At 60.5% G+C, this 25,276-nt stretch carries 16 protein-coding genes and 1 pseudogene; 14 read left to right on the top strand and 3 right to left on the bottom strand.

Going from position 1 to position 25,276, the window contains the following annotated elements; all coding sequences use genetic code 11:
* Position 1 precedes the first annotated feature (1 nt).
* From BN5935_RS13860 to BN5935_RS13840, 6 genes and pseudogenes are all read left to right on the top strand, one after another.
* A complete protein-coding gene (locus tag BN5935_RS13860) occupies positions 2-1,873 on the top strand; it encodes a DNA topoisomerase IV subunit B (protein ID WP_064976620.1) in 1,872 nt (623 codons plus the stop codon).
* Between the two features lie 6 nt (positions 1,874-1,879).
* Complete coding sequence (locus tag BN5935_RS13855; protein WP_064976619.1) at positions 1,880-4,750, top strand: DNA gyrase/topoisomerase IV subunit A; 2,871 nt, start codon at positions 1,880-1,882, stop codon at positions 4,748-4,750.
* Positions 4,751-4,763: 13 nt separating this feature from the next.
* Positions 4,764-5,291, top strand: coding sequence for a shikimate kinase (locus BN5935_RS13850; protein ID WP_064976618.1), 528 nt, complete (start codon positions 4,764-4,766; stop codon positions 5,289-5,291).
* A 182-nt stretch (positions 5,292-5,473) separates the two neighbouring features.
* A pseudogene (locus BN5935_RS15015) lies at positions 5,474-5,971 on the top strand (glutamate racemase); the annotation flags it as partial.
* Positions 5,972-6,292: 321 nt separating this feature from the next.
* Entirely contained in the window at positions 6,293-9,076 is a 2,784-nt protein-coding gene (locus BN5935_RS13845; protein WP_064976973.1) for an FtsK/SpoIIIE family DNA translocase, read from the top strand.
* 12 nt (positions 9,077-9,088) lie between these two features.
* Positions 9,089-9,691 carry a LolA family protein gene (locus BN5935_RS13840; RefSeq protein ID WP_235821119.1) on the top strand — a complete coding sequence of 201 codons (603 nt, stop codon included), beginning with the start codon at positions 9,089-9,091 and terminating at the stop codon, positions 9,689-9,691.
* Positions 9,692-9,707: 16 nt separating this feature from the next.
* On the opposite strand, the gene BN5935_RS13835 is transcribed toward BN5935_RS13840, so the two are convergent.
* Positions 9,708-10,487, bottom strand: coding sequence for a formate/nitrite transporter family protein (locus tag BN5935_RS13835; protein WP_064976617.1), 780 nt, complete (start codon positions 10,485-10,487; stop codon positions 9,708-9,710).
* 334 nt (positions 10,488-10,821) lie between these two features.
* Here BN5935_RS13835 and gyrA point away from each other — a divergent pair, with 334 nt between their 5' ends.
* Together gyrA and BN5935_RS13825 are read left to right on the top strand one after the other, a co-directional pair.
* Positions 10,822-13,374, top strand: coding sequence for a DNA gyrase subunit A (gene gyrA, locus BN5935_RS13830; protein ID WP_064976616.1), 2,553 nt, complete (start codon positions 10,822-10,824; stop codon positions 13,372-13,374).
* 38 nt (positions 13,375-13,412) lie between these two features.
* The gene (locus BN5935_RS13825) at positions 13,413-14,756 is read left to right on the top strand and encodes a tetratricopeptide repeat protein (RefSeq protein WP_064976615.1); all 1,344 of its coding nucleotides are present in this window, start codon (positions 13,413-13,415) and stop codon (positions 14,754-14,756) included.
* 73 nt (positions 14,757-14,829) lie between these two features.
* Here the strand turns inward: BN5935_RS13825 and BN5935_RS13820 are convergent, their stop codons facing one another.
* Together BN5935_RS13820 and BN5935_RS13815 are read right to left on the bottom strand one after the other, a co-directional pair.
* Positions 14,830-15,876 carry a sugar kinase gene (locus BN5935_RS13820; RefSeq protein ID WP_064976614.1) on the bottom strand — a complete coding sequence of 349 codons (1,047 nt, stop codon included), beginning with the start codon at positions 15,874-15,876 and terminating at the stop codon, positions 14,830-14,832.
* A gap of 176 nt (positions 15,877-16,052) precedes the next feature.
* A complete protein-coding gene (locus BN5935_RS13815) occupies positions 16,053-17,174 on the bottom strand; it encodes a DUF4861 family protein (RefSeq protein ID WP_064976971.1) in 1,122 nt (373 codons plus the stop codon).
* Between the two features lie 209 nt (positions 17,175-17,383).
* Here BN5935_RS13815 and uxaC point away from each other — a divergent pair, with 209 nt between their 5' ends.
* From uxaC to BN5935_RS13785, 6 genes are all read left to right on the top strand, one after another.
* Positions 17,384-18,796, top strand: a complete 1,413-nt coding sequence (gene uxaC, locus BN5935_RS13810) for a glucuronate isomerase (RefSeq protein WP_064976613.1) — start codon at positions 17,384-17,386, stop codon at positions 18,794-18,796.
* Positions 18,797-18,810: 14 nt separating this feature from the next.
* Positions 18,811-19,830, top strand: coding sequence for a sugar kinase (locus BN5935_RS13805; RefSeq protein WP_064976612.1), 1,020 nt, complete (start codon positions 18,811-18,813; stop codon positions 19,828-19,830).
* A gap of 158 nt (positions 19,831-19,988) precedes the next feature.
* The gene (locus BN5935_RS13800; RefSeq protein WP_064976611.1) at positions 19,989-20,657 is read left to right on the top strand and encodes a bifunctional 4-hydroxy-2-oxoglutarate aldolase/2-dehydro-3-deoxy-phosphogluconate aldolase; all 669 of its coding nucleotides are present in this window, start codon (positions 19,989-19,991) and stop codon (positions 20,655-20,657) included.
* Between the two features lie 140 nt (positions 20,658-20,797).
* On the top strand, positions 20,798-22,228 hold the full coding sequence (locus BN5935_RS13795; protein WP_064976970.1) for an MFS transporter: 1,431 nt from the start codon (positions 20,798-20,800) through the stop codon (positions 22,226-22,228).
* Between the two features lie 19 nt (positions 22,229-22,247).
* Positions 22,248-23,702: a tagaturonate reductase gene (locus BN5935_RS13790; protein WP_064976610.1), complete on the top strand. Its 1,455-nt coding sequence runs from the start codon at positions 22,248-22,250 to the stop codon at positions 23,700-23,702.
* A 79-nt stretch (positions 23,703-23,781) separates the two neighbouring features.
* A complete protein-coding gene (locus tag BN5935_RS13785) occupies positions 23,782-25,269 on the top strand; it encodes a UxaA family hydrolase (protein ID WP_064976609.1) in 1,488 nt (495 codons plus the stop codon).
* Positions 25,270-25,276: the final 7 nt, after the last annotated feature.

Raw genomic sequence — 25,276 nt, 5'->3', positions numbered from 1 at the left:
TATGGCAGATTTACTCAATACAAACGCAGACAACTACGGCGACGACGCCATTGTGACCCTCTCCCCGCGGGAGCATATCCGGCTGCGTCCGGGCATGTACGTCGGCACGGTGGGTGACGGTTCGCAGCCTGACGAGGCGCTTTATGTGCTTATCAAGGAGGTCGTCGACAACTCGATCGACGAGTTCATCATGGGCGCGGGCAAGCAGATCGACATCACGATCGCCGACAAGGTGGTCACGGTGCGCGACTACGGCCGCGGAATCCCCCTCAAGTCGCTCTCGGCGGCCGTCGGACAGATGAACACGGGCGGCAAGTACGGCAGCGAGGCCTTCAAGAAGACCGTCGGCATGAACGGCGTGGGTGTCAAGGCGGTGAACATGCTTTCGAGCGAATTCACGGCCCGTTCGGTGCGCGACGGCGAAGCCCGCACGGTGACTTTCTCCAAAGGTCTGGAGGTCAGCGACAAGTGGGAGAGCGGCGTCCACGAGAAGAACGGCACGTTCATTTCGTACCGCGTCGACGAGGAGATTTTCGGCCAGTACGCCTACAACCTCGAATACGTCGAGCAGAAGATTCGCAATTACAGCTACCTGAATCTGGGACTGACGCTCAATTTCAACGGCAAGAGCTATGTGTCGAAAAACGGCCTGCTGGACCTTGTGAACGACAACCTGACCGAAGAGCCGCTCTATCCCCCGATCCATTTGACGGGCGACGATATCGAGGTGGTCATCACCCACGGCACGGGCTACGGCGAGAGCTACGACTCGTTCGTCAACGGACAGCACACCATCCACGGCGGTACGCATCAGGTGGCGCTGCGCGCGGCGGTCGCCAAGACCGTCAAGGAGTTCTACCACAAGGACTACGATCCGTCGGACATCCGCACGTCGATCATGGCGGCCATCTCGATCAAGGTTTCCAATCCGGTGTTCGAGAACCAGCAGAAGACCAAGTTCGGTTCGCGTGAGATCGAGCCGGGTGTGTCGGTCAATACGTTCGTGGGCGACTTTCTTGCGAAGCACCTCGACGACTACCTGCACAAACACTCCGAGACGGCTCAGGTTCTCCAGAAAAAGATCGTCGAGAACGAGAAGGAGCGCAAGGCGATCTCGGGCATCCAGAAAAAGGCCCGCGAAACGGCCAAGAAGGTGAGCCTGAACAATAAGAAACTGCGCGACTGCAAGATCCACCGCACGGACAGGAACGAGCTGGCCGAGCAGTCGATGATCTTCATTACGGAGGGTAACTCCGCGTCGGGTTCGATCACCAAGAGCCGCGACGTGCGCACGCAGGCGGTCTTTTCGCTGCGCGGAAAGCCGCTGAACTGCTACGGGCTGACCAAAAAGGTGGTCTACGAGAACGAGGAGTTCAACCTGCTTCAGGCGGCGCTGAACATCGAGGAGGATATGGACAACCTGCGCTACAACAAGGTCGTCATCGCCACCGATGCCGATGTCGACGGCATGCACATCCGCCTGCTGATGATGACCTTCTTCCTGCAGTTCTTCCCCGAGGTGATCCGTCAGGGGCATCTGTTCGTGTTGCAGACGCCGCTGTTCCGCGTGCGCAACAAGAAGGAGACGCTCTACTGCTATTCGGAGGAGGAGCGGCTGAAGGCCGTCGCCAAATGCGGCGTCAACGCCGAGATCACGCGATTCAAAGGTCTGGGCGAGATTTCGCCCGACGAGTTCAAGGAGTTCATCGGCGAGAACATGCGGCTGGACAAGGTCCGCATTACGAAGGACGACCCGATCCACGACCTGCTGGAGTTCTATATGGGTAAGAACACCTATGAACGGCAGGGCTTCATCATCGACAACCTGCGCATCGAGGAGGACATCGTCGAGCAGGACCTGAAAATCAGCTAACGGAATATGGCAGAGAACAAAGATAAAGACGAACTGATCCCCGGCGGGGAGTTCAACGAGGACGCCTCGACGCCCGAAACCGCGGACGACGCGGCGGACGACACGCCTGTCGCCGAGGCCCCGGCCAAGGCGGGCAAGTTCGACCGCCTGACGCAGGAGGAGGGCGGCGTGCGCAAGCTCACGGGCATGTATAAGAACTGGTTTCTGGACTACGCTTCCTATGTGATCCTCGAACGCGCCGTGCCGCACGTCGAAGACGGTTTGAAACCCGTCCAGCGGCGTATCCTCCACGCGATGAAGGTCGTCGACGACGGCCGCTACAACAAGGTGGCCAACCTCGTGGGCCAGACCATGCAGTACCACCCGCACGGCGACGCGTCGATCAAGGACGCGCTGGTGCAGTTGGGGCAGAAAGACCTGCTGATCGACTGTCAGGGTAACTGGGGCAACATCCTCACGGGCGACGAAGCCGCCGCGGGCCGATACATCGAGGCGCGGCTGTCGAAATTCGCCCTCGACGTGGTCTTCAACAAGAAGACGACGGAGTGGATGCTCTCCTACGACGGCCGCAAGGAGGAGCCCGTCACGCTGCCCATCAAGTTCCCGCTGCTGCTGGCGCAGGGCTCGGACGGCATCGCCGTGGGTCTGGCGTCGAAAATCCTGCCCCACAACTTCGTGGAGCTGATCAACGCCTGCATCGCCCATTTGCAGGGCCGCGAATTCCAGCTTTACCCCGACTTCCCGACGGGCGGCATGGCCGACGTGAGCCGCTACAACGACGGTCTGAGGGGCGGGGCGGTGAAGGTCCGGGCGAAGATTTCGAAGATCGACAAGCGCACGCTGGCCATCACCGAGATTCCCTATACCACGACCACCGAGTCGATCAAGGATTCGATCATCAAGGCCAACGACAAGGGCAAGATCAAGATCAAGAAGGTCGACGACAATACGGCCGACAAGGTCGAGATCGTCATTCAGGTCGCCCCCGACGAGTCGTCGGACAAGACCATCGATGCCCTGTACGCCTTCACCGACTGCGAGGTGTCGATCTCCCCGAATTCGTGCGTGATCTGGGACGAGAAACCCCACTTTCTGGGTGTCTCGGAGATTCTGCGCCGCTCGGCCGAGCATACGAAATCGCTGCTGGGGCTCGAACTGCAAATCAAACTCGGGGAGCTGAACGAGGCGTGGCACGCCGCATCGCTCGAACGTATCTTCATCGAGAACAAGCTCTACCAGCTGATCGAGGGGAGCAGGAGCCGCGAGGAGGCCTATGCCGCCGTCGATAAGGGGCTGGAACCCTTCAAGAAACGGCTGCGACGTGAAGTAACGCTTGAAGACGTGCAGCGCCTGACGGAGCTGAAGTTTATCCGTATTTCGCGCTACGATTCGGACAAGGCCGACAACGAGATCCGGCAGATCGAGGAGGACATCAAATCGACGCAGTACGACCTCGACCACCTCACCGAATACGCCGTCGCCTATTACGAGCGCATCCGCGACAAGTACGGCAAGGGCAAGGAGCGCCGCACGGAGCTGCGCGAGTTCGACTCGATCGAGGCCACGAAGGTCGCCGTGACCAACGCCAAATTGTACGTCGACCGCGCCGAGGGCTTCTTCGGCATCGGCAAGTCGATGAAGGACGCCGAACTGGTCTGCGACTGCTCGGACATCGACGACGTGATCGTCTTCACGAAGGACGGACGCTATGTCATCACGAAGGTTTCGGACAAGGCTTTCTTCGACAAGAACATCTACTATATCGGGGTCTTCAAGCGCAACGACGACCGCACGATCTACAACGTCCTCTACCGCGACGGCAAGAACGGTGCGATCATGATGAAGCGCTGCGCCATCAAGGGCATCACGCGTGACAAGGAGTACGACATCACCAAGGGAACGCCCAAGAGCGAGATTCTCTATATGTCTGTGAATCCGAACGGTGAGGCCGAGGTGCTGAAGGTTTACTTCAAGCCGCGCCCGCGGCTGAAAAAGGTGATCGTCGACCTCGATTTCTCGACCCTCGCCATCAAGGGCCGCCAGAGTCAGGGCAACCTCTTCTCGCGCTACGGCATCCACAAGATCGTGCTCAAGGAGCGCGGCACCTCGACGCTCGGAGGTCAGGACATCTGGTTCGACGAGGATGTCCGCCGCCTGAACGCCGACGGCCGCGGCAAACCGCTGGGCGAGTTCAAGGGCGACGACAAACTGATCGTGTGGACCTCGAAGAACCAGTACTACATCACCGGCTACGACCTGATGCAGCACTTCCCCGACGACACCGTCCGCGTGGAGCGCTATGAGTCCGACCGGGTTTACAGCCTGTGCTACTACGACCGCGACCAGCAGTACTACTATATGAAGCGCTTCACGGCCGAGATGTCGGACAAGACGCAGGATTTCCTCGATGCCGATGCCGATTTCGTCTGCGTGACGGACCGTGCCGGCGCCCAACTGGAGATTACCTACAAGGGGGCGCACGCCTCGCGGCCCGCGGACCTCGTCGACGTCGACGAATTCGTGGGCGTCAAGAGCCACCGCGCCAAGGGCAAGCGCCTGACGACCTACGATGTAGCCGCACTGCGGATGATCGAGCCCGAGCTGCCTCCCGAACCGGAACCGACTGACGACGAGGATTTTGACGACGATCAGTTGACGGGCGCTTTAGATGATGCGGCGCAGGATGCTGCCGGAGAGGATAAAACGACTGAAACGGCTGCTCCGAAAGCGAAGCCGGCGGCCAAGTTCGCCCCGGAGAAGGCTCCGGCGGGCCAGCCCTCGGCCGGGACGATCGTCGGGGGCGTGGAGTTCGAGATCGAGCGTGCCAAAGGCGATGCCGACGAGATGATCGACCCCGAGCAACTGAACCTTTTCTAAACGGACCGCAACGATGAAACCCCTCTTTCTGGTCGGTTACATGGGCTGCGGCAAGAGCACCCTCGGACGCAAGCTGGCGCGGCGTCTCGGCATCGGGTATGCCGACACCGATGCGCTGGTCGAGGAGCGGGAGGGGGCTTCGGTCTCCGACGTTTTCCGTTACGAGGGCGAGCAGCGGTTCCGGGAGGTCGAGCGCGAGGTGCTGGACCGCGTGATCGACGAGGGCGCCGTCCCGGTGGTCTCCACGGGCGGGGGACTGCCCACATGGGGCGACAACATGGCGCGGATGAACGACGTGGGCTGCACGGTCTACCTGCGCCGCTCGGCGGAGCAGATCGCCCGCCGCCTGAGCCCTTACGGACGCCGCAAGCGGCCCCGCCTGCAGGGACTGAACGACGAGGAGCTGGTGGCGTTCATGGAGCGCGACATGGCTGTCCGGGAGCCTTTCTATACGCAGGCTTCGCTGGTCGTCGACTGCGACTGGCTTTCCGACGAGGAGGTGGTGGAGTATATTCTGGCCCGGCTAAGAGACGAAATTTAGAAAAGGTCGAAGCGGAAATAGGGCTCTGATGCGTAAAATGCTGCTGTAGCCCTTAAATCCGGCGTCTTACGCCGGTGGTTTTGGTACTTTTGACATCAAAAGTACATGAAACGGCATATTGAAAGTAGGAAAACGTGGCTGTGAATTCGAATAACGCGCCGATCGGCGTTTATGACTCGGGAATGGGCGGGCTGACCGTCTGGCGCGAGATCAGGCGCATGCTGCCCGGCGAATCGCTCGTCTATCTGGGTGACGGGGCCAACTGCCCCTACGGTTCGCGGCCCCGCGAGGAGGTGCAGGCGCTGGCCGATGCCGCCGTTGCGCATCTGGTCGAGCTGGGCTGCAAGATGGTCGTCGTGGCCTGCAACACGGCCACGGCCGCGGCCATCGACTTCCTGCGTGAAAAATATGCCGACCTGCCGATCGTGGGCATGGAACCCGCCGTGAAACCCGCCTGTCTGGCGACCCGCAGCGGGGTGGTGGGGGTGCTGGCTACCGAGCGGAGTCTCGACGGCGATTTGTTCCGCCGTACTGCCGCCAAGTACGGCCGCGGGATCGAAGTCCTGACCTATCCCGGCACGGGCTTCGTGGAGCTGGTCGAGGGGGACCGGGAGGATACGCCCGAGGCCGAAGCCACGGTGCGCGCCGCCGTCGAGCCGATGCTGGCCCGGGGTGCGGACCAGATCGTGCTGGGATGCACGCACTATCCCTTCCTGACGCCCGTGCTCGAACGCGTCGTCGCGGGGCGCGGATCGTCGACCCGTCGCCCGCCGTCGCCCGCCGGGTGGCGCAGTTGCTCGACGACTGCGGCCTGCGCGCTTCGGCAGACCACGAGCCCCGCTTCACGTTCCGCACCTTCGCCGGTGAGGAGTACCGCCGCCGCCTCGAAAAGAAGGGGCTGGAATCCCTCTGATTGTTGCTTTCGCGCTATTTTCGGCTTCCGGAATCCGGAATGTCGGAAAAAATGCGTACCTTCGCTTGATAAATCAAGCGTAACAGAAATGGCATCCAAAAATACGACATCCCCCAACGGACGACAGAACGTGCAGCGTTCCAACCGCGACAGCGCGCGCTGGATCGCGGGACTGCTGCTGTTGTTCGCGGGCTTGTTCTCCGCCGCCGCGGTATTCTTCTCGTTCTTCAGTTGGGCTCCCGACCAGAGCGTGCTGCAAAAGTCGGTCGAGGACCGCGAACTGATCGGCGCCGAGATCGAGAACCTGTGCGGCGTCGCCGGGGCGCGGCTGGGGATGTTGCTGGTCGACCGTTCGTTCGGACTGTTCGGCATCCTGATTCCCGTGATGCTGGTGCTGATCGGGATAAGAATCATCCGCCAGCGGCCGCTGCTGGTGAACCACTCGATCCTCTCGCTGTTCTTCATCATGATCCTCGGGTCGCTGACCCTCGGGTTCGCCTTTTCCGACCGCTGGAGCATCTGCTGCTCGACGGGGTGGGGCGGTGCGTTCGGCATCGAGGTCTCGACCCTGCTGCGCACGCATATCGGCGCCGTCGGAACGCTTATCCTGCTGCTGGGCGGATGGATTCTGACGGGCGTATTCATCAACCGCAATTTCATCAACAAGGTCAACGAGGTCGGCAACGTCATGGCCGACAAGGGCGAGAAGATCGTCGAGATCGTCAAGCACAAGGTGGTCGTGCCCCTCGGCCGCACCCCCGGGGAGGACGGAGAGATCACGGAGGAGACTCCCGTGTCGGTTCCGAAACCGGTTCCGAAACCGGCTCCGAAAGCCGCCGAATCCGCAGCTCCTGTCGCCAAGGCCGCCGCCGCTCCGGAATCCCCGGTGCAGAAAGCCGCCGCGCCGATACATGTCGAGCGTCCGGCGGAGTCCGCTGCGGCCGCGAAAGCCACGGTCCGGGACGAGGACGATCCCTTTGTGGAACTGACGCCCGACGGAAAGCCCGTTGGCGAGGTTGCTCCGGAGGAGGAGCCGCAGGCGCCAGCCGAAGACGAGGAGTTCACCGAGGTCGACCTCTCGCACCCCGAAGGGCGTGTGGTGATGGGCCGCGGGGGGCTGATCGAGCTGGAGCGTCCGACGTTCCGTCCCGCCGCGCCGACGGCTCCCGTGTCCGACGGGCCTTTCACCGAGATCATCGTCGGCGACGAGACTCAAACACCTGCGGAGACACCCGCGGAGGCGCCGGTCGAAACGGTTGCGGAACCCGAAATTCCGGCCGAAGGCGTCGTGGTGACGGTCGAGTCCAACGAGGCGAAGCTGGTCGACGAGAAGGCGATCCCGACGGAGAGCTACGACCCGCTGAAAGACTTGGTGAATTACCACAAACCGCCTGTGACGCTGCTGGAGGACTATATTTCCGATTCGGAGGTGTCGGACGAGGAGATTTTCGAGAACAAGACCAAGATCGAGGAGACGCTCAAGTATTTCGGCATTCCGATCCAGCGCATCAAGGCCACCGTGGGCCCTACGGTCACGCTCTACGAGATCGTGCAGGCGCAGGGGGTCAAGATCGCCAAGATTCAGGGTCTCCAGAACGATATCGCCCAGAGCCTCAAGGCCGAGTCGGGCATCCGCATCATCGCCCCGATTCCGGGCAAGGGGACCATCGGCATCGAGGTTCCGAACCGCAACAAGCAGATCGTGTCGATGTATTCGGCCGTGCGGTCGCTGCGTTTTCAGGAGTCGAAGGCCGAGCTGCCGGTGGTGATCGGCCGCACGATCCAGAACGAAAACTACGTCTTCGATCTGGCCAAGATGCCCCACCTGCTGGTGGCAGGCGCCACGGGGCAGGGTAAGTCCGTCGGGCTGAACGCCATCATCACCTCGCTGCTCTACCGCAAGCATCCCGCGCAGCTCAAGTTCGTGATGATCGACCCCAAGATGGTCGAGTTCTCGCTCTACTCCAAGGTCGAACGCCATTTTCTGGCCAAGATGGAGTCGGAGGACGAGGCCATCGTCACCGATCCCCGCAAGGCGGTCTATACGCTCAACGCGCTCTGCACGGAGATGGACAGCCGTCTGGAGCTGTGCAAGAAGGCCGGCGCCCGGAACATCTCCGAGTACAACGAGAAATTCACCGCGCGGCGGCTGAACCCGATGAACGGCCACCGCTTCATGCCCTATATCGTCGTGGTGATCGACGAGTTCGCCGACCTCATCATGACGGCCAAGGAGGTCGAGACCCCCGTGACGCGGCTGGCCCAGAAGGCCCGCGCCATCGGCATCCACCTCATCATCGCCACGCAGCGTCCGTCGGTCGACGTCATCACGGGTAAGATCAAGGCCAACTTCCCGGCCCGCGTTGCTTTCCGCGTGATGCAGATGATCGACTCGCGGACGATCCTCGACCGTCCCGGCGCCGACCAGTTGATCGGCCGCGGCGACATGCTCATCTCGAAGGACGGCGAACTGACGCGTATCCAGTGTGCGCTGGTCGAGACCAAGGAGGTCGAGCGCATCGTGGATTACATCTCCAAACAGCAGGGTTACACGGCGGCCTATGCGCTGCCCGACTACACGCCCGACAGCGGCGAGGGGGCGCAGATGGGCAGCGAGGAGTCCTCCTCGGCGCCCCTGAAATACGACTCGCTCTTCGCCGAGATCGCCCGCAGCGCCGTGCAGGACGGGTCGATCTCGACCTCGATGATTCAGCGCAACTACGAGGTGGGTTTCAACCGCGCCGGCCGCATCATGATGCAGCTCGAGCGGGCCGGCATCGTCGGCCGTCAGCAGGGCGCCAAGCCGCGCGACATCCTCTACCACGACCTGCCCTCGCTGGAGGCCAAGTTGCAGGAACTGGGGGTATTTTAACTGATTCCGACGATGAAACGACTTTTGCTCCTTATGGCCCTCGTGGCCGGTATTCAGGCTGTTTCGGCAGCCGGACGCGCCACGGAGATATTGGAAAAACTCGCTGCGGGATTCCGCGCGATGCCCGGTTACAGCGTGAATTTCGAGGTGGCCTCGGGCGACTACAAAAGCCGCGGCAGCTATGTCGTCGAGGGGCGGAACTATTACCTCGCGCTGGCCGATGCCGAGGTCTTTGCCGACAGCGTGATCCGCTACGAGATCGACAACCGCCGCCGCGAGGTGACTGTGACGGAGGTCGATGCCGCGAGCCGCAATATCCTGAACAACCCCGTCCGGGCTTTCGATTTCCTCGGCAGCGAGTATGTCCCGACGCTGGTCTCCGAAGCCGCGGGCCGTGCCGTCGTGCGGCTGACGCCCACTGCCGGGAACGACGCTCCGGCGGGTAACGTTACCGTGACGGTCGACACCGCTACGATGCGCCCCCTGTCGCTCTCCTACGACTACGACGGCGAGCAGGTGCAGGTCAGCGTTCTCGGCATCGCGCCGCTTGCGGGGCACGTCCGCGTGTTCGACAGGAATGCCTATGCGGGTTATGAGTTCATCGACTTCCGCTGACGGGCGATTTTCCTGATTATTTCCGGTTGAGATGCCAGTAGAGGCCCCCTACGAAGAGGCCCCCGCCCACGATATTGCCGAGGGGGGCGGGGATGAGGTTGTCGATCAGGAACTCCCCGCAGGTGACCGGCGCCCCGAGCATCATGCCCAGCGGGATGAAGAACATGTTGGCGATGCAGTGCTCGTAGCCGATCGCCACGAAGCACATGATCGGAAAGAACAGCCCCATCATGCGGCCCGGGACGTCGTTGGCGCTCAGCCCGAGCCATACGGCCAGACATACCAGCCAGTTGGCGCCCACGCCGCGCAGGAACACCGTCATCCACGGCATCGAGACCTTGGCCTGTGCAATGCCGCAGGCCGCTTTCTGCCACAACTCCGATGAGAGTACGCCGGGCACGACGACCAGAAACCAGGTGAAGAAGAGCGCCCCGGCGAAATTCCCGACGTAGACGAGCCCCCAGTTGCGCAGCACCCGGTTCCATCCGTATTGCCGCCCGAGCGCTCCCGGGACGAGTACGGCGTTGTTGCCCGTGAAGAGCTCGGCGCCGGTGAAGATCACCAGAATGAGCCCCAGCGGAAAGGTCGCGCCCGACAGCAGGCGCTGGAATCCGGGCGCTTCGGCGGCTCCGGGAAATCCGAAGCCCGCGATGAGCGAGAACAGCCCGCCGACGGCGATATACGCTCCGGCGAGGAATGCGAGGATCAGGGTTTTGGAGGCCGGATTCCGGAGTTTGTCCGCCGCGGACCGGCCGGCCAGCGCGAGGACCTCTTTGGGGGTGTTGATCAGGGTCATAGGAAAACGATAGTGGGCGCAAAGGTAGAAAATCCTGCGTAAATGACAAACTGTCGCGTCGTCCGGCGACGGCGGACGACGCCGGACGACGCCGGAATCCGCATTTTCCCCGGCAGTCTGCCGGGAATTTTTTTTCAGGCCGTCAGATCGCCGGAAAAGGGCCAAAAACGGCATGCTCCCTGAAAAATATCGCGCGCGCGAAGAGATTTTTGCCTGCAAAGTTGCTCAGATCGGAAATAAATCGTATTTTTGTTCGTTAAAAGATTGCTAATTTTCGATCGGTACCGACCCGGCGATGCGCGGTGTCGGTGCAAAAAGGATTAAACACGGAATAATGCTAACGGAAGAAGAAAAGAATGCCGGTTTGACGGGGCGTATCATCCCCATCAATATCGAAGAGCAGATGAAGTCGGCGTACATCGACTACTCGATGTCGGTCATCGTGTCGCGTGCGCTGCCCGACGTCAGGGACGGTATGAAGCCCGTACACCGGCGCATCCTCTACGATATGAGCGCGGAGCTCAACCTCTACTCCGACAAACCCACCCGTAAGTCGGCCCGTATCGTCGGCGACGTGCTCGGTAAGTTCCACCCCCACGGCGACTCGTCGGTCTACGACGCGATGGTCCGTCTGGCGCAGGACTGGTCGATGCGTTACCCGCTGGTCGACGGACAGGGTAACTTCGGTTCGATGGACGGCGATTCGCCGGCTGCCATGCGTTATACCGAGGCCCGCATGAAGAAGATCACCGACGAGGTGATGGCCGACATCGACAAGGAGACCGTCGACTGGACGCTGAACTTCGACGACACGATTCCCGAACCTACGGTCCTGCCCACGAAAATCCCGCTGCTGATCGTCAACGGCGCCAGCGGTATCGCCGTCGGTATGGCCACGAACATGGCTCCGCACAACCTCTCGGAGGTGGTGGACGCCTGCTGCGCCTATATCGACAACCCCGAGATCACGGGCGAGGAGCTCCTGCACTACGTCAAGGGCCCCGACTTCCCCACGGGCGGTATCATCTACGGCTACGAGGGTGTCAGGGAGGCGATGCTGACGGGCCGCGGACGCGTGATGATGCGCGCCAAGACCGAGATCGAGCATACGCCGAGCGGCCGCGAGTGCATCGTCATCACGGAGATCCCCTACATGATCAACAAGGCCGAGATGATCAAGAAGATCGCCGACATGATCAACGACAAGAAGATCGAAGGCATCTCCTATATCAACGACGAGTCGGACCGCAACGGCCTGCGCATCATCATCATCCTGAAGCAGGACGCCGTGGCGAGCGTGGTGCTGAACACGCTGTTCAAGAACACCCCGCTGCAAACGTCGTTTGCCGTGAACAACATCGCGCTGGTGAAGGGGCGTCCCGAGATGCTCCCGATGCGCGACCTGATCAAATACTTCATTGAGCACCGTCACGACGTGGTGGTGCGCCGCACGCGCTACGACAAGCGCAAGGCCGAGGAGCGCCTGCACATCGTGCTGGGTTTGCTGATCGCGCAGGACAACATCGACGAGATCGTGCGCATCATCCGCGCTTCGCAGACGCCCGACGCCGCGAAGCAGACCCTGATCGAGCGGTTCGAGCTGAGCGACATCCAAGCTTCGGCCATCATCGAGATGCGTCTGCGCGCGCTGACCGGTCTGGAGCGCGGCAAGCTGATCGCCGAGCGCGACGAGCTGATGAAGCTGATCGAACACCTGACCGAGATTCTCGAGAACGTCTCGATGCAGATGCAGGTCATCAAGGACGAACTGCTGGAGATCAAGGAGAAATACGGCGACGAACGCCGCTCGGAGATCGTCTATGCTTCCGAGGAGTTCAACCCCGAGGATTTCTACGCCGACGACGACATGGTCATCACCATCTCGCACATGGGCTACATCAAGCGCACGCCGCTGGCCGAATACCGCACGCAGAACCGCGGCGGCGTAGGGGCCAAGGGCAGCGCCACGCGCGACGAGGACTTCATCGAGCACATCTATGTGGCTTCGATGCACAACACAATGCTGTTCTTCACGGAGAAGGGCCGCTGCTTCTGGCTCAAGGTCTACGAGATTCCCGAGGGAGCGCGCTCGTCGAAGGGACGTGCCATCCAGAACGTCATCCAGATCGAGCCGGACGACAAGGTCCGCGCCTATATCAACGTCAAGAGTCTGGCCGATGCGGAGTATGTGAACAACAACTTCATCATCATGTGTACGAAGGACGGCACGATCAAGAAGACCAAGCTCGAGGCCTATTCGCGTCCGCGTCAGAACGGTGTCAACGCCATCGTCATCCGCGAGGGCGACCAGTTGATCGAGGCCAAGCTCACCAGCGGCAGCGCCGAGGTGATGATCGCGGCCAAGGAGGGCAAGGCCATCCGTTTCAACGAGTCGACGGTGCGTCCGATCGGACGTGTCGGCGCGGGTGTGCGCGGCATCTCGATCGAGGAGTCGGACGAGGTGATCGGCATGATCTGTGTGGAACCCGATTCGAAGCAGGATGTGCTGGTGCTGAGCGAGAACGGCTACGGAAAGCGTACCGATCTGGACGAGTACCGCATCACCAACCGCGGCGGAAAGGGCGTGAAGACCATCAACATTACGGAAAAGACAGGCAAACTAATATCGATTCAGGCCGTTACCGACGAGAACGACCTGATGATCATCAACCGTTCGGGACTCACCATACGCACCGCCGTCGAGCAGATCCGTCTTGCGGGCCGCGCTACGCAGGGCGTGCGTATCATCAACCTCCGCGAAGGCGACGCCATTGCTTCGGTGATGGCCGTGCCGGCAGCCGGGGATGAGGAGGAAGTGCAGTCTGCGGAAGGCGCTGAGAACGGGGCCGAGACGCCCGCGACCGACGCTCCCTCTGCGGAAGAATAATGGAAAAACATCAAAAAACTTTAAAATTTCAGTTTACTATGAAGAAAACGATTTTGACGGCTCTCGCGGCGCTGCTCGTAGCAGTTCCCGCCGTGCAGGCCCAGAAAGTGAACAAGGAAGCGCTTCTCGCCAAGATCGAAAAGAGCGATGCCGACATCGCCAACGAGAAGAAAGCTGCCAAGGCCGCAACATGGATCAACCGCGGTAAGGCATTCTACGAAGTGGCTATCGAGCCGACGAAGAGCCTTTTCGTCAATATGGAAGCCACGATGCTGAAACTGGCTGTCGGCGAACCCAAGTCGACGGAGAAGGTGACGCTCAACGGCGCGGAGTACGATGCGTGGGTTTACAACTATTTCACCGCCTACATCAAGGACAACAAGGTCGCTACATGGAAGCAGACCCGGTGGGTGATGAAGGACGCTCCCGAGAAAGCTATCGAGGCTTACAACAAGGCTTACGAGCTGGATCCCAAGACAGCCGACAAGGTCAAGGAGGGTCTGAAGCAGGTCAGCGACTTCTGCTCGCAGGCCGGTAACACCGGTATCGACTCGGGCGACTACGCGGCTGCGGCCAAGGCTTATGTGACGGCTTACGAGGCCCAGTCGAGCCCGGCTTACGGCGAGGCCGATCCCGCGCTGCTCTACTATGCGGGCTACCTGCTGACGGTCGACGGCGCCAACAACCCCAAGTCGTTCGTTCAGGGCGGCAAGCTGCTGACCCAAGCCATCGACAAGGGCTATGCCGATGAGGAGGGCAACGTTTACTACTACCTCTTCCACTGTCTCTACGGCCAGAAGGATGCTGACAAGGCCAACGTGATGAAGGCCAAGGACGCCCTGCTGACGGGTATCGAGAAGTTCCCGAAGAACGAGCGTATCCTCGACGGTCTGATGCAGCTCTACACCTCGGAGGAGGGCGTGGGTAACCCCGCCGACCTCGTGGCGCTGATCGACAAGGCCATTCAGGACAACCCCGAGAACGTCGACCTGTGGTTCGGCCGCGGACGTATCTTCTACGCGCTGAAGGACTACGACCAGAGCATCGACTCGTTCAAGAAGGTCGTGGAGCTGAAGCCCGACATGTTCGAAGGCAACTACTATCTGGGCGTGTTCTACACGATCAAGGGCGACGCGCTGAACAAGGAGATGAACGAGAAGCAGTACAGCAGTCAGGCCGCCTACGATGCCGACCTGAAGGGTGTCAACGACGTCTACATGGCCGCCGTGCCTTGGTTCGAGAAGGCTCACCAGATCAAGCCCGAGGATCTCGATACGCTGGAGTTCCTCAAGTCGCTGTGTTTCCGTCTGCGCGACGAACCCGGCATCATGGAGAAGTACAACACCTACAACGACCTCTATAAGAAGGCCAAAGGCGAATAGTCTTATACGGAAAAAAGAGAACCCCGGTCAACTGACCGGGGTTCTCTTTTTTGCGGATTTGTAATGGGGGCTTTTACCTTGCGATGCGGCCCGAGACGGAGCCGCGGGCCAACTGGGCGACCTCCTCGGCCGTGAACTGGTTGTAGTCACCCGGAATGGTGTTCTTCAGGGCGCAGGCCGCCGTGCCGAAGTCGAGCGCGAACTGCATGTCCCCGGCGTGCTCGGCCATCCCATAGATCAGGCCGCCCACGAAGGCGTCGCCCACGCCGACGCAGTCCACCACATTGTCGATGTCGTAGACCCGCGTGGAGAGCAGCCTGCCCCCGGTGTAGAGGGTTCCGGAGATCAGATGGTGGTTGGCGCTCAAGACGCTGCGGAGCCCGAAGACGATGCCCCGGCAGCGGGGAAAACGCGCCGCAACCTCCGCCGAAGCGCGCTCGTAACCGGCTGTGTCGGGCTGGTAGGAGGCGTTGCGGGCCTCGAATTTCGGCAGGCGCATGTCGAGTATCTTCTCGTATTCGTCGTCCGTGCCGAAGAAGATGTCGCACTGCTCCATCAGCGGGGGCAGCACCTCCTGCGGCTCCTTGCCGTATTTCCAGAGGTTCTTGCGGTAGTTGATGTCGCACGAGACGGTCAGCCCCATCTCCCGGGCGACGGCGATCGCTTCGGCGCATACGGCTGCCGTGTCGGCGCTCACCGCGGCCGAGATGCCCGACCAGTGGAACCACGCGGCATCGCTGAACAGCCTGCGCCAGTCGACCATCCCCGGCCGGAGGGTGTCGAAGGCCGAGTCGGCGCGGTCGTAGACCACATGGGAGGTGCGCATGGCCGCGGCCTCTTCCATATAATAAAGCCCCAGCCGCTTGCCGCCGCGGAGGATGCCGTCGGTCCCGACGCCGTAACGCCGCAGGTCGTCGAGGCAGGCGTCGGCTACACGGTTTGCGGGCAGGCGGGTGATGAACTCGCTGCGGAGCCCGAAATTGGCCAGCGAGACGGCCACGTTGGCTTCGCTGCCGCCGTAGCTGACCCGCAGCAGGTCGGTCTGGTTGAAGCGCAGACGGTCGGGCGGTGTGAGGCGGAGCATGATCTCTCCGAAAGTGACGATTTTTTGGTTGTTCATGGTTTTTCGAGGTGACGCGTTGATTTCTTACAAAGGTACAAAAAAGTCGGATAGGTTCAACCCCGAATTGTGCATGTGCTTCGGTAAAACTTTCTGGCTTATAAAAGTGCCGTTACGGCACCGAGAAAGCCCGGTCCAATGACCGGGCTTTTCGGAAAAAAGTGTGACGAAAGGGTTTATTTGCGGACCGTCACCCGGAGCGGACTCACGGCGGCGGCCTGTGCCGTGCCGATCTCCTCGACCCATTCGCCCATGTCTTCGACGCCGCCTTGACTCCAGCCCGAACCGGCATAGTAGGTCAGCGTCTGGCCCGGCTTCACGCTCTTCACGGCCACGGCGTGGCCCAGCGTGTCGGCCAGCATCTCGGCGCCGGGCAGGATCACGCCCAGATAGATGTCGCCGTCGCGCACGGGGTCTTTCGAGTCCGAAACGGCCTCGACCATCCCCATCCAGCCGTCGCCCGTCATCACGCGTTTCACGTCGTGGCGCACGAAGCCCGCGGCGATCGGCATTGCGGCGAAATCGCCCTCGTAGACGTTGTCCATGCGGTTGAAACGCTGGTTGGCGTCGAGCGAGATGGTCTTGGTGAGCGACACGGGGGTGCCGTCGACGTCGAACGGCGCGTAGGTCAGTTCGACGGTGGTGCGGATCGGGCCGTTGTCCAGCGTCCGGGCCGTGGTGTAGTTATGGCCCATCATCCAGAACTTGCCGCCCGCGAACGGCAGCGAAGCCCCCGAACCGAGCGTCACGCCCACCTTGTAGCAGTCCATGCCGTCGCCGTAGTTGTGGTGGTAGTTGCCGCGGGCGTACCACTCGTCGATCACCAGCTTGTCGGTGCACTTCACCCACACGTCGATGCCCGGGGTGACGAGTTTCTCGGGCGAGGTTTCCAGCGCGGGGCCGTAGAGACGGTAGGCCACCTTGTTGTTCTCCCACGCATAGTCGTCGTAACGCTCGGGAACCGCGCGGCCGAATGCCTCGGCAGGGTAGTTCTCACGCACGCCCGTGGCGATCCTGAAACGCTTGGTCTCCATCGGGTCGGCGTCGGTCTGGAAGATCAGCGCCTGAGGCTCCGCCGTGCCGCGGAAAAGCACCTGCGAGGGAATCTGCTCGTTGTCGTCGTTCAGGACGACGACGTTCTCCGGGGTCACGCCCTCGAGTGCGGTCACCTCGGACCAAGCGATCTCGACGGTTTCGTCGTCGCGTTCGATCTGGGTCGTGTTGGCGACATCGACCTTCAGGCCGGGGGTGCAGGCGGCCGTCAGCGCGGCTGCAATCCCAAGAATCATGTTTTTCATCATCGGTATGTTTAAAGATTTTTCGTTGTATTTTAGGCAAATTTACGATTTTTCCGTATATTGGTCAACCAAATTGGCAAATAATCTACTTTATTTGGCAATTTTTCGTATCGGGAGTGACGGAAAGTTCGTAATTTTACGTTGTGAAAAGGGCGCTTTGCAAAGCCCCGCCCGAAACGAGCAAATTTTAAACCGGAATAGTATAGAACATGAAACAGTTTAACGACGACAACTTCCTGTTGCAGACCCCCACGGCCGAGCGCCTTTACCACGACCATGCGGCCAAGATGCCGATCATCGACTATCATTGCCACCTGATTCCCGCGTATGTCGCCGAGGACCATCGTTTCGACAACCTGTCGAAGGTATGGCTCGAGGGTGACCACTACAAGTGGCGCGCCATGCGTACCAACGGCGTCGATGAGAAGTACTGCACGGGCAAGGATACCTCCGACTGGGAGAAGTTCGAGAAATGGGCCGAGACGGTGCCCTATACGATGCGCAACCCGCTCTACCACTGGACGCACCTCGAACTGAAGACCGCTTTCGGCGTGACGGAGCTGCTGAACCCCTCGACGGCCCGCGAGATTTACGACCACTGTACGGCCTTGCTCCAGACGCCCGAGTTCCATGCCCGCGGTCTGATGCAGCACTATAATGTCGAGGTGGTCTGCACGACGGACGACCCGATCGACTCGCTCGAACACCATATTAAGGTCCGTGAGGACGGTTTTGCGACCAAGATGCTCCCCACATGGCGTCCCGACAAGGCGATGGCCGTGGAGTCCCCGGCCGATTTCCGCGCCTACATCGACCGTCTTTCGGAGGTTTCGGGCGTTGCGATCTCGAAATTCGCCGACGTGATCGACGCCCTGCGCGTGCGTCACAAGTTCTTCGAGTCGGCGGGATGCCGCCTTTCGGACCACGGCATCGAGGAGTTCTACGCCGAGGATTACACCCAGAGCGAGATCGACGCCATCTTTAATAAGGTATACGGCGGTCAGGCGCTGACCCGCGCCGAGGTGCTCAAGTACAAGACCGCCATGATGGTCGAATTCGCCGTCATGGACTGGGAGACGGGCTGGACGCAGCAGTTCCACTACGGCGCCATCCGCAACAACAACAGCCGCATGTTCAAGCAGTTGGGTGCCGATACGGGCTTCGATTCGATCGGCGACTTCACGGTCGGCAAGTCGATGGCCAAATTCTTCGACATGCTCGACCGCGAAGACAAACTCACCAAGACCATTATTTACAACCTCAATCCCCGCGACAACGAGCTCGTCGCCACGATGATCGGTAACTTTCAGGACGGCCGTTACGGTGCCGGGAAGATCCAGTTCGGTTCGGGATGGTGGTTCCTCGACCAGAAGGACGGCATGGAGAAGCAGATGAACGCCCTCTCGACGCTGGGCCTGCTGAGCCGTTTCGTCGGCATGCTGACCGACTCGCGGTCGTTCCTCTCGTACCCGCGCCACGAGTATTTCCGCCGCACGCTGTGCAACTTGGTGGGCAACGACATCGAGAACGGCCTGCTGCCCGCCTCGGAGATCGACTTCATCGGACGGGAGATCATCGAGGGCATCTGCTACAAGAATGCTAAGAATTTCTTCAAATTTTAACACGCAATAGAACCATGAAAATCGTAACATTAGGTGAAATCATGCTGCGTCTTTCGACGCCCGGCAATACGCGTTTCGTTCAGTCCGATTCGTTCGACGTCGTTTACGGCGGCGGCGAGGCCAACGTGGCCGTTTCGTGCGCCAACTACGGCCACGAAGCCTATTTCGTCTCGAAGCTCCCGAAGCACGAGATCGGCCAGTCGGCGGTCAACGCGCTGCGCAAGTACGGCGTCCGGACCGATTTCATAGCCCGCGGCGGCGACCGCGTGGGCATCTATTACCTCGAGACCGGCGCTTCGATGCGTCCCTCGAAGGTGATCTATGACCGTGCGCACTCGTCGATCGCCGAGGCCGACGCCGCTGATTTCGATTTCGACGCCATCATGGAGGGCGCCCAGTGGTTCCATTGGTCGGGCATTACGCCTGCGATCTCGGACAAGGCTGCCGAGCTGACGAAGTTGGCCTGCGAGGCCGCCAAGCGTCACGGCGTGACGGTGTCGGTAGACCTGAACTTCCGCAAGAAGCTCTGGACCAAGGAGAAGGCCCAGTCGATCATGAAGCCCCTGATGCAGTATGTCGATGTCTGCATCGGCAACGAGGAGGACGCCGAGCTGTGCCTCGGGTTCAAGCCCGACGCCGATGTCGAGGGCGGCGAGACCAATGCCGAGGGCTACAAGGGCATTTTCCGCCAGATGGCCGAGACGTTCGGGTTCAAGTATGTGATCTCGACGCTGCGCGAGTCGTTCTCGGCGACGCACAACGGCTGGAAAGCCATGATTTACAACGGCAAGGAGTTCTACGAGTCGAAGCGTTACGACATCAACCCGATCATCGACCGCGTGGGCGGCGGCGACTCGTTCTCGGGCGGCGTGATCCACGGCCTGCTGACCAAGCCGACGCAGGGCGAGGCCCTTGAGTTCGCCGTTGCGGCATCGGCCCTGAAACACACCATCAACGGTGACTTCAACCTCGTTTCGGCCGAAGAGGTGGAATCGTTGGCAGGAGGTAACGCCAGCGGCCGCGTCCAGCGCTGATTTTGCCGTGAGGGCGGACGCCTTTCGGCCTTCCCTTGCAGGCCCCGAATAGGAAATAGGCTATTATGTCCCATCCGTGTCCTGCGGCGCGAAAACCGAAATCCGTCTCGCCCTGACGACAAAATGGATTTGATTGGTAATTAAAATGCAATAAGATAATGGCACGTTTTTCAAAAATGCAAGTTCTGGAAGCCATCGGTAAGACCGGTATGGTTCCCGTTTTCTATCACGCTGACGCCGAGATCGCCAAGCAGGTCGTGAAAGCCTGCTACGAGGGCGGCGTGCGCGCTTTCGAGTTCACCAACCGCGGCGATTTCGCTTCGGAGGTATTCGTCGAGGTCATTAAGTTCGCTGCCAAAGAGTGCCCCGAAATGGTGCTGGGCGTCGGTACGATCGTCGATGCCCCGACCGCGGCGCTTTACATCCAGTACGGGGCCAATTTCGTCGTGGGTCCCTACCTGAACGCCGAGGTCGCTAAGGTCTGCAACCGTCATCTGGTTCCCTACACCCCCGGCTGCGGATCGGTCACCGAGATCGGTTTCGCACAGGAGTTGGGCTGCGATCTGACGAAGGTGTTCCCCGCGGGCAACGTGGGCGGCCCGTCGTTCGTCAAGAACGTCAAAGCGCCGCTGCCGTGGTCGAACATCATGGCCACCGGAGCTGTGGAGCCCACCGAGGAAAACCTCACGGCATGGTTCAAAGCCGGTGTTTTCTGCGTGGGCATGGGCTCGCAGCTCTTCCCCAAGGAGGTGATCGCGTCGAAAGACTGGAAAGCCATCTCCGAAAAATGCCGTTTCGCGCTGGACGTAATCGCCAAGGTGCGTTAGATGCCGATATTCCGTAAGTTCGGTCGTCCGGCGGCGGCCCCGATCCGCCGCCGGATGCCGTTCATGCGGCTCACCAACCCCCGAACACTACTTAATTAAATCCCATAATGACAAACAACAAATCGACTCTCGCTGGGAAGATGACGCAGTATCGCTGGGTCATCTGTGCGATGCTCTTCTTCGCAACGACCGTTAATTACCTCGACCGTCAGGTGCTCTCGCTGACATGGGACGAGTTTATCAAACCCGAATTCCACTGGAACGAGTACCACTACGGACTTATCACTTCGATCTTCTCGATCGTCTACGCCGTCTGCATGCTCTTCGCAGGTCGTTTCATCGACTGGATGGGGACCAAGAAAGGTTACCTGTGGGCCATCGGCGTCTGGTCGGTGGGCGCCTGTATGCACGCTCTCTGCGGCATAGCCACCGAGGCTTGGGTGGGACTTCCCAATGCCGCCGCGCTGCGCGCCGTCGAGGCCGGATCGGCCATGGCAGCGACCATCGCCATGGTCAGCATGTATTTCTTCATCGCCGCGCGCTGCATCCTCGCCTTGGGTGAGGCGGGCAACTTCCCCGCAGCCATCAAGGTGACCGCCGAGTACTTCCCCAAGAAGGACCGCGCCTATGCCACCTCGATCTTCAACGCCGGCGCTTCGATCGGCGCGCTGTTCGCCCCGCTGACCATTCCGCTGCTGGCAAAGGCTTGGGGCTGGGAGATGGCCTTCATCGTGATCGGCGCCTTAGGCTTTATCTGGATGGGTTTCTGGGTCTTCATGTACAAGAAGCCGTCGGATCACCCGAAGGTGAACGCCGCCGAGCTGGAGTACATCGAGCAGGACAAGCACGAGCTTATCAACGGAGCCGTCGCCAAGGAGCAGAAAGAGGAGGATTGCCCCAAGATGTCGTTCTGGAAGACGCTCTCGTTCAAGCAGACTTGGGCTTTCGCCTTCGGTAAGTTCATGACCGACGGCGTGTGGTGGTTCTTCCTCTTCTGGACCCCCTCGTACCTCAATTCGCAGTTCGGGATCAAGATGTCCGAAGGGCTGGGCGTGGCGCTGATCTTCACGCTCTACGCCATCACGATGCTCTCGATCTACGGCGGAAAACTCCCGACCATCATCATCAACAAGACGGGTCTGAACCCCTATGCGGCACGCATGCGCGCCATGCTGATCTTCGCATTCTTCCCGCTGCTGGTGCTGCTGGCACAGCCCATGGGCACCATTTCGCCGTGGTTCCCGATTATCCTGATCGGTATCGGCGGTGCGGCGCACCAGTCGTGGTCGGCCAACATCTTCTCGACCGTGGGCGACATGTTCCCCAAGTCGGCGATCGCTACCGTGACCGGTATCGGCGGCATGGCCGGAGGTGTGGGTTCGATGATCCTGCAATGGTTCGCCGGATGGCTGTTCGTACACGCCGAGGAGACCAACATGACTTACATGGGTTTCGAGGGAAAACCGGCCGGATATTTCGTCGTCTTCTGCATCTGCGCCGTGGCTTATCTCGTCGGCTGGATCGTGATGAAGGCGCTGGTTCCGAAATACAAGCCTATCGTATTGGAATAATTTAAAAACCTGACATACAATGATTAAGCAACTGAACAAGTCGACCGTCGAAAAGGTCGGCCGCCCCGTCCGCATCCTGCAGTTCGGCGAAGGCAACTTCCTGAGGGCCTTCGTGGACTGGCAGATCGACATCGCCAACGAGAAGGGCGTCATGGACGCCGGAGTGGCCGTATGCCAGCCGATCCTCGACCCGGAACACAAGGTGCTGGGGATGATCGACCTGATGCACAAGCAGGACAACATGTATCACGTCTATCTGGAGGGTATCGAGAACAAGCAGCCCAAGAAGGACGTGCGGCTGGTGAAGAGCGTCATGGATTCGTTCAATCCCTATGTGGACTATGCGACTTACGAGCGCTATTTCCTCTCGCCGGAGCTGAAGATCACCATTTCGAACACGACCGAGGCGGGCATCCGCTACGAGGAGGGCGACGACCTGACGGCCTGTCCGCCGAAGTCGTACCCCGCGAAGATGACGGCGCTGCTCTACAAGCGTTTCAAGCATTTCAACGGCGACCCGACGAAGGGCCTGTGCATCATCTGCTGCGAACTGATCGAGAACAACGGATCGACGCTGCACGAGTACGTCATCAAACACGCCGAGTACCACAAACTCGGGCAGGAGTTCATCGACTGGGTCGAGCGGAACTGTCACTTCTGCGACACGCTCGTGGACCGCATCGTGCCGGGATTCCCGCGCGAGCAGATCGGCGAAATCAAGGAGGAGATCGGCTATGACGACAACCTCGTGGTGAAGGCCGAGCTGTACCACCTGTGGGCTATCGGCGGTCCGGGCTACAAGGAGGTGATGAAGGAGTTGCCGCTGGACAAGGCGGGGCTGCATGTAATCTTCATGCCGTCGATCAAACAGTTCCGCGACAAAAAGGTCCGCATCCTGAACGGTTCGCACACGGGTATGGTGCCCATCGCCCTGCAAATGGGCTGCGAGACGGTGATGGACGCTTTCGACACCCCCGCGATTGAAAAGTTCATCAACGACATGGTCGCCGAGGAGGTGATTCCGATGATCGAGGAGGATCAGGCCGAGCTGAAAGAGTTCGCCGCCGGGATTCTGGAGCGTTTCTACAACCCCTTCATCAAACACCTGCTGAAGTCCATTTCGCTCAACTCGCTGTCGAAGTGGGAGGCGCGCAACTATCCGACCGTCCGGGACAACTGGTTCAAGGCGCAGCGCATCGCCGCACATGAGTGCTTCACCTTTGCGGCGCTGCTGACCCTTTACAGCCCCAAGAGCGGCTTCGAACCCGACGATACGAAGGAGTTCGTGGAGTACATCCGCGCGAACTGGGATTCGGCCGACATCGACGCCACCGTCACGAAAATCGTGAAAGAGAGCGGTATCTTCACCGTCGATTTTTCGGAGGTTCCGGGATTCATCCCGGCCGTTGCGGGCTATGTCCGCGATATGGAGGCACTGGGCATGAAAGGTGCCCTTGAGAAATTCCTCGCCTGAAAAGCGGGTTTAAGGGCGATGGCCGGCCGGGGTATTTCCGGTCCGGTCCGTCGCTCTCACTTTATTGATTGAACAGACCATGAAACGATTCCTGAAAATCAATGCCGCGGACAATGTCGCCGTGGCACTCGCAGACCTTCCGAAAGGCGAGCGGGTCGATGTCGGCGGTGTCGGCGTGACGCTCCGGGACGACATCGCCCGGGGGCACAAATTCGCCCTGCGCGACATCGCCGCGGGCGAGAACGTCGTGAAATACGGCTATCCCATCGGCCACGCTACGGAAGACGTTCCGCAGGGCGGGTGGATTCACTCCCACAACCTGAAAACGAACCTCCGCGACGACCTCGAATACACCTATACTCCCAAGGTCTACGACATTGAGTGTCCGAAGCGCGACGTGCGGGTGATGGGGTACCTGCGCCGCAACGATACGATGGGCATCCGCAACGAGTTATGGATCGTGCCCTCGGTGGGGTGTGTCAACGGGCAGGCGCAGGCCATCGTCGAGCGCGTGAAGCGCGAGTGCGACTGTTCGCACTTGGACGATGTGCGGGTCTACACCCACAACTACGGCTGTTCACAGTTGGGTGACGACCATGCCAATACGCAGCGGGCGCTGGCCGCGCTGGTGAAGCATCCCAATGCGGGCGCCGTGCTGGTGCTGGGCCTCGGGTGCGAGAACAATCAGGTGTCGGCGCTGAAGGAGGTGATCGGCGAGTGGGACGACGAACGGGTGAAGTTCCTCATCGCGCAGGAGGTCGAGGACGAGATCGAGGCGGGATTCGAAATCTGCCGCGAACTGGTTGAAAAGACTAAAAGCGACAAGCGTCAGCCGCTTCCGCTTTCCTACCTCAAGGTGGGCTTGAAGTGCGGCGGTTCGGACGGTTTTTCGGGCATCACGGCCAATCCGCTGGTGGGCCTGTTCTCCGACTGGCTGATCGCGCAGGGCGGGACCACCGTGCTGACGGAGGTTCCCGAGATGTTCGGCGCCGAGACGATCCTGATGGACCGGGCCACGGACCGCCGGATTTTCGACGAGACGGTCTGCCTGATTAACGATTTCAAGCATTATTTCCGCAAATTCGACCAGCCGATCTACGAGAACCCCTCGCCGGGCAACAAGAAAGGCGGCATCACGACGCTCGAAGAGAAGTCGTTGGGATGCGTGCAGAAGGGCGGGGCACAGCCCGTCGTCGATGTGCTGAACTATGCCCAGCCCATTACCCGGCAGGGACTCAATCTGTTGCAGGCCCCGGGCAACGACCTTGTGGCTGCCTCGGCGCTGGCCTTGTCGGGCTGTCAGATGGTGCTGTTCACCACGGGCCGCGGTACGCCGTTCGGGGCTTTCGTGCCGACGATGAAGATTTCGACCAACACCCAGCTCTCGGAATTCAAGGCCAACTGGATCGACTTCAACGCCGGAACGATGGTCGAGGACGAGGAGCCGCAGGCGGTGCTGGACCGCTTCATCGACAAGGTGATGGCCACGGCCGACGGCGAACACCTCAAGCACGAAAAGACCGGTTTCAAGGAGATCGCCATCTTCAAGACGGGCGTAACCTTATAACGGCGCC

The organism is Alistipes provencensis, assembly GCF_900083545.1.
Classification (GTDB): Bacteria; Bacteroidota; Bacteroidia; order Bacteroidales; family Rikenellaceae; genus Alistipes; species Alistipes provencensis.
The sequence above is the reverse complement of the archived record's forward strand: the minus strand, read 5'-3'. Positions and strand labels throughout refer to the sequence as shown.

What these genes read in the sequence shown, in the direction of transcription:
- BN5935_RS13860 (WP_064976620.1), top strand. Translation starts at nt 2, where the DNA reads ATGGCAGATTTACTCAATACAAACGCAGACAACTACGGCGACGACGCC.
- BN5935_RS13840 (WP_235821119.1), top strand. Translation starts at nt 9,089, where the DNA reads ATGAAACGACTTTTGCTCCTTATGGCCCTCGTGGCCGGTATTCAGGCT.
- BN5935_RS13800 (WP_064976611.1), top strand. Translation starts at nt 19,989, where the DNA reads ATGGCACGTTTTTCAAAAATGCAAGTTCTGGAAGCCATCGGTAAGACC.
- uxaC (WP_064976613.1), top strand. Translation starts at nt 17,384, where the DNA reads ATGAAACAGTTTAACGACGACAACTTCCTGTTGCAGACCCCCACGGCC.
- BN5935_RS13825 (WP_064976615.1), top strand. Translation starts at nt 13,413, where the DNA reads ATGAAGAAAACGATTTTGACGGCTCTCGCGGCGCTGCTCGTAGCAGTT.
- BN5935_RS13805 (WP_064976612.1), top strand. Translation starts at nt 18,811, where the DNA reads ATGAAAATCGTAACATTAGGTGAAATCATGCTGCGTCTTTCGACGCCC.
- BN5935_RS13815 (WP_064976971.1), bottom strand. Translation starts at nt 17,174, where the DNA reads ATGAAAAACATGATTCTTGGGATTGCAGCCGCGCTGACGGCCGCCTGC.
- BN5935_RS13785 (WP_064976609.1), top strand. Translation starts at nt 23,782, where the DNA reads ATGAAACGATTCCTGAAAATCAATGCCGCGGACAATGTCGCCGTGGCA.
- BN5935_RS13845 (WP_064976973.1), top strand. Translation starts at nt 6,293, where the DNA reads ATGGCATCCAAAAATACGACATCCCCCAACGGACGACAGAACGTGCAG.
- BN5935_RS13795 (WP_064976970.1), top strand. Translation starts at nt 20,798, where the DNA reads ATGACGCAGTATCGCTGGGTCATCTGTGCGATGCTCTTCTTCGCAACG.
- BN5935_RS13790 (WP_064976610.1), top strand. Translation starts at nt 22,248, where the DNA reads ATGATTAAGCAACTGAACAAGTCGACCGTCGAAAAGGTCGGCCGCCCC.
- BN5935_RS13835 (WP_064976617.1), bottom strand. Translation starts at nt 10,487, where the DNA reads ATGACCCTGATCAACACCCCCAAAGAGGTCCTCGCGCTGGCCGGCCGG.
- BN5935_RS13850 (WP_064976618.1), top strand. Translation starts at nt 4,764, where the DNA reads ATGAAACCCCTCTTTCTGGTCGGTTACATGGGCTGCGGCAAGAGCACC.
- gyrA (WP_064976616.1), top strand. Translation starts at nt 10,822, where the DNA reads ATGCTAACGGAAGAAGAAAAGAATGCCGGTTTGACGGGGCGTATCATC.
- BN5935_RS13820 (WP_064976614.1), bottom strand. Translation starts at nt 15,876, where the DNA reads ATGAACAACCAAAAAATCGTCACTTTCGGAGAGATCATGCTCCGCCTC.
- BN5935_RS13855 (WP_064976619.1), top strand. Translation starts at nt 1,880, where the DNA reads ATGGCAGAGAACAAAGATAAAGACGAACTGATCCCCGGCGGGGAGTTC.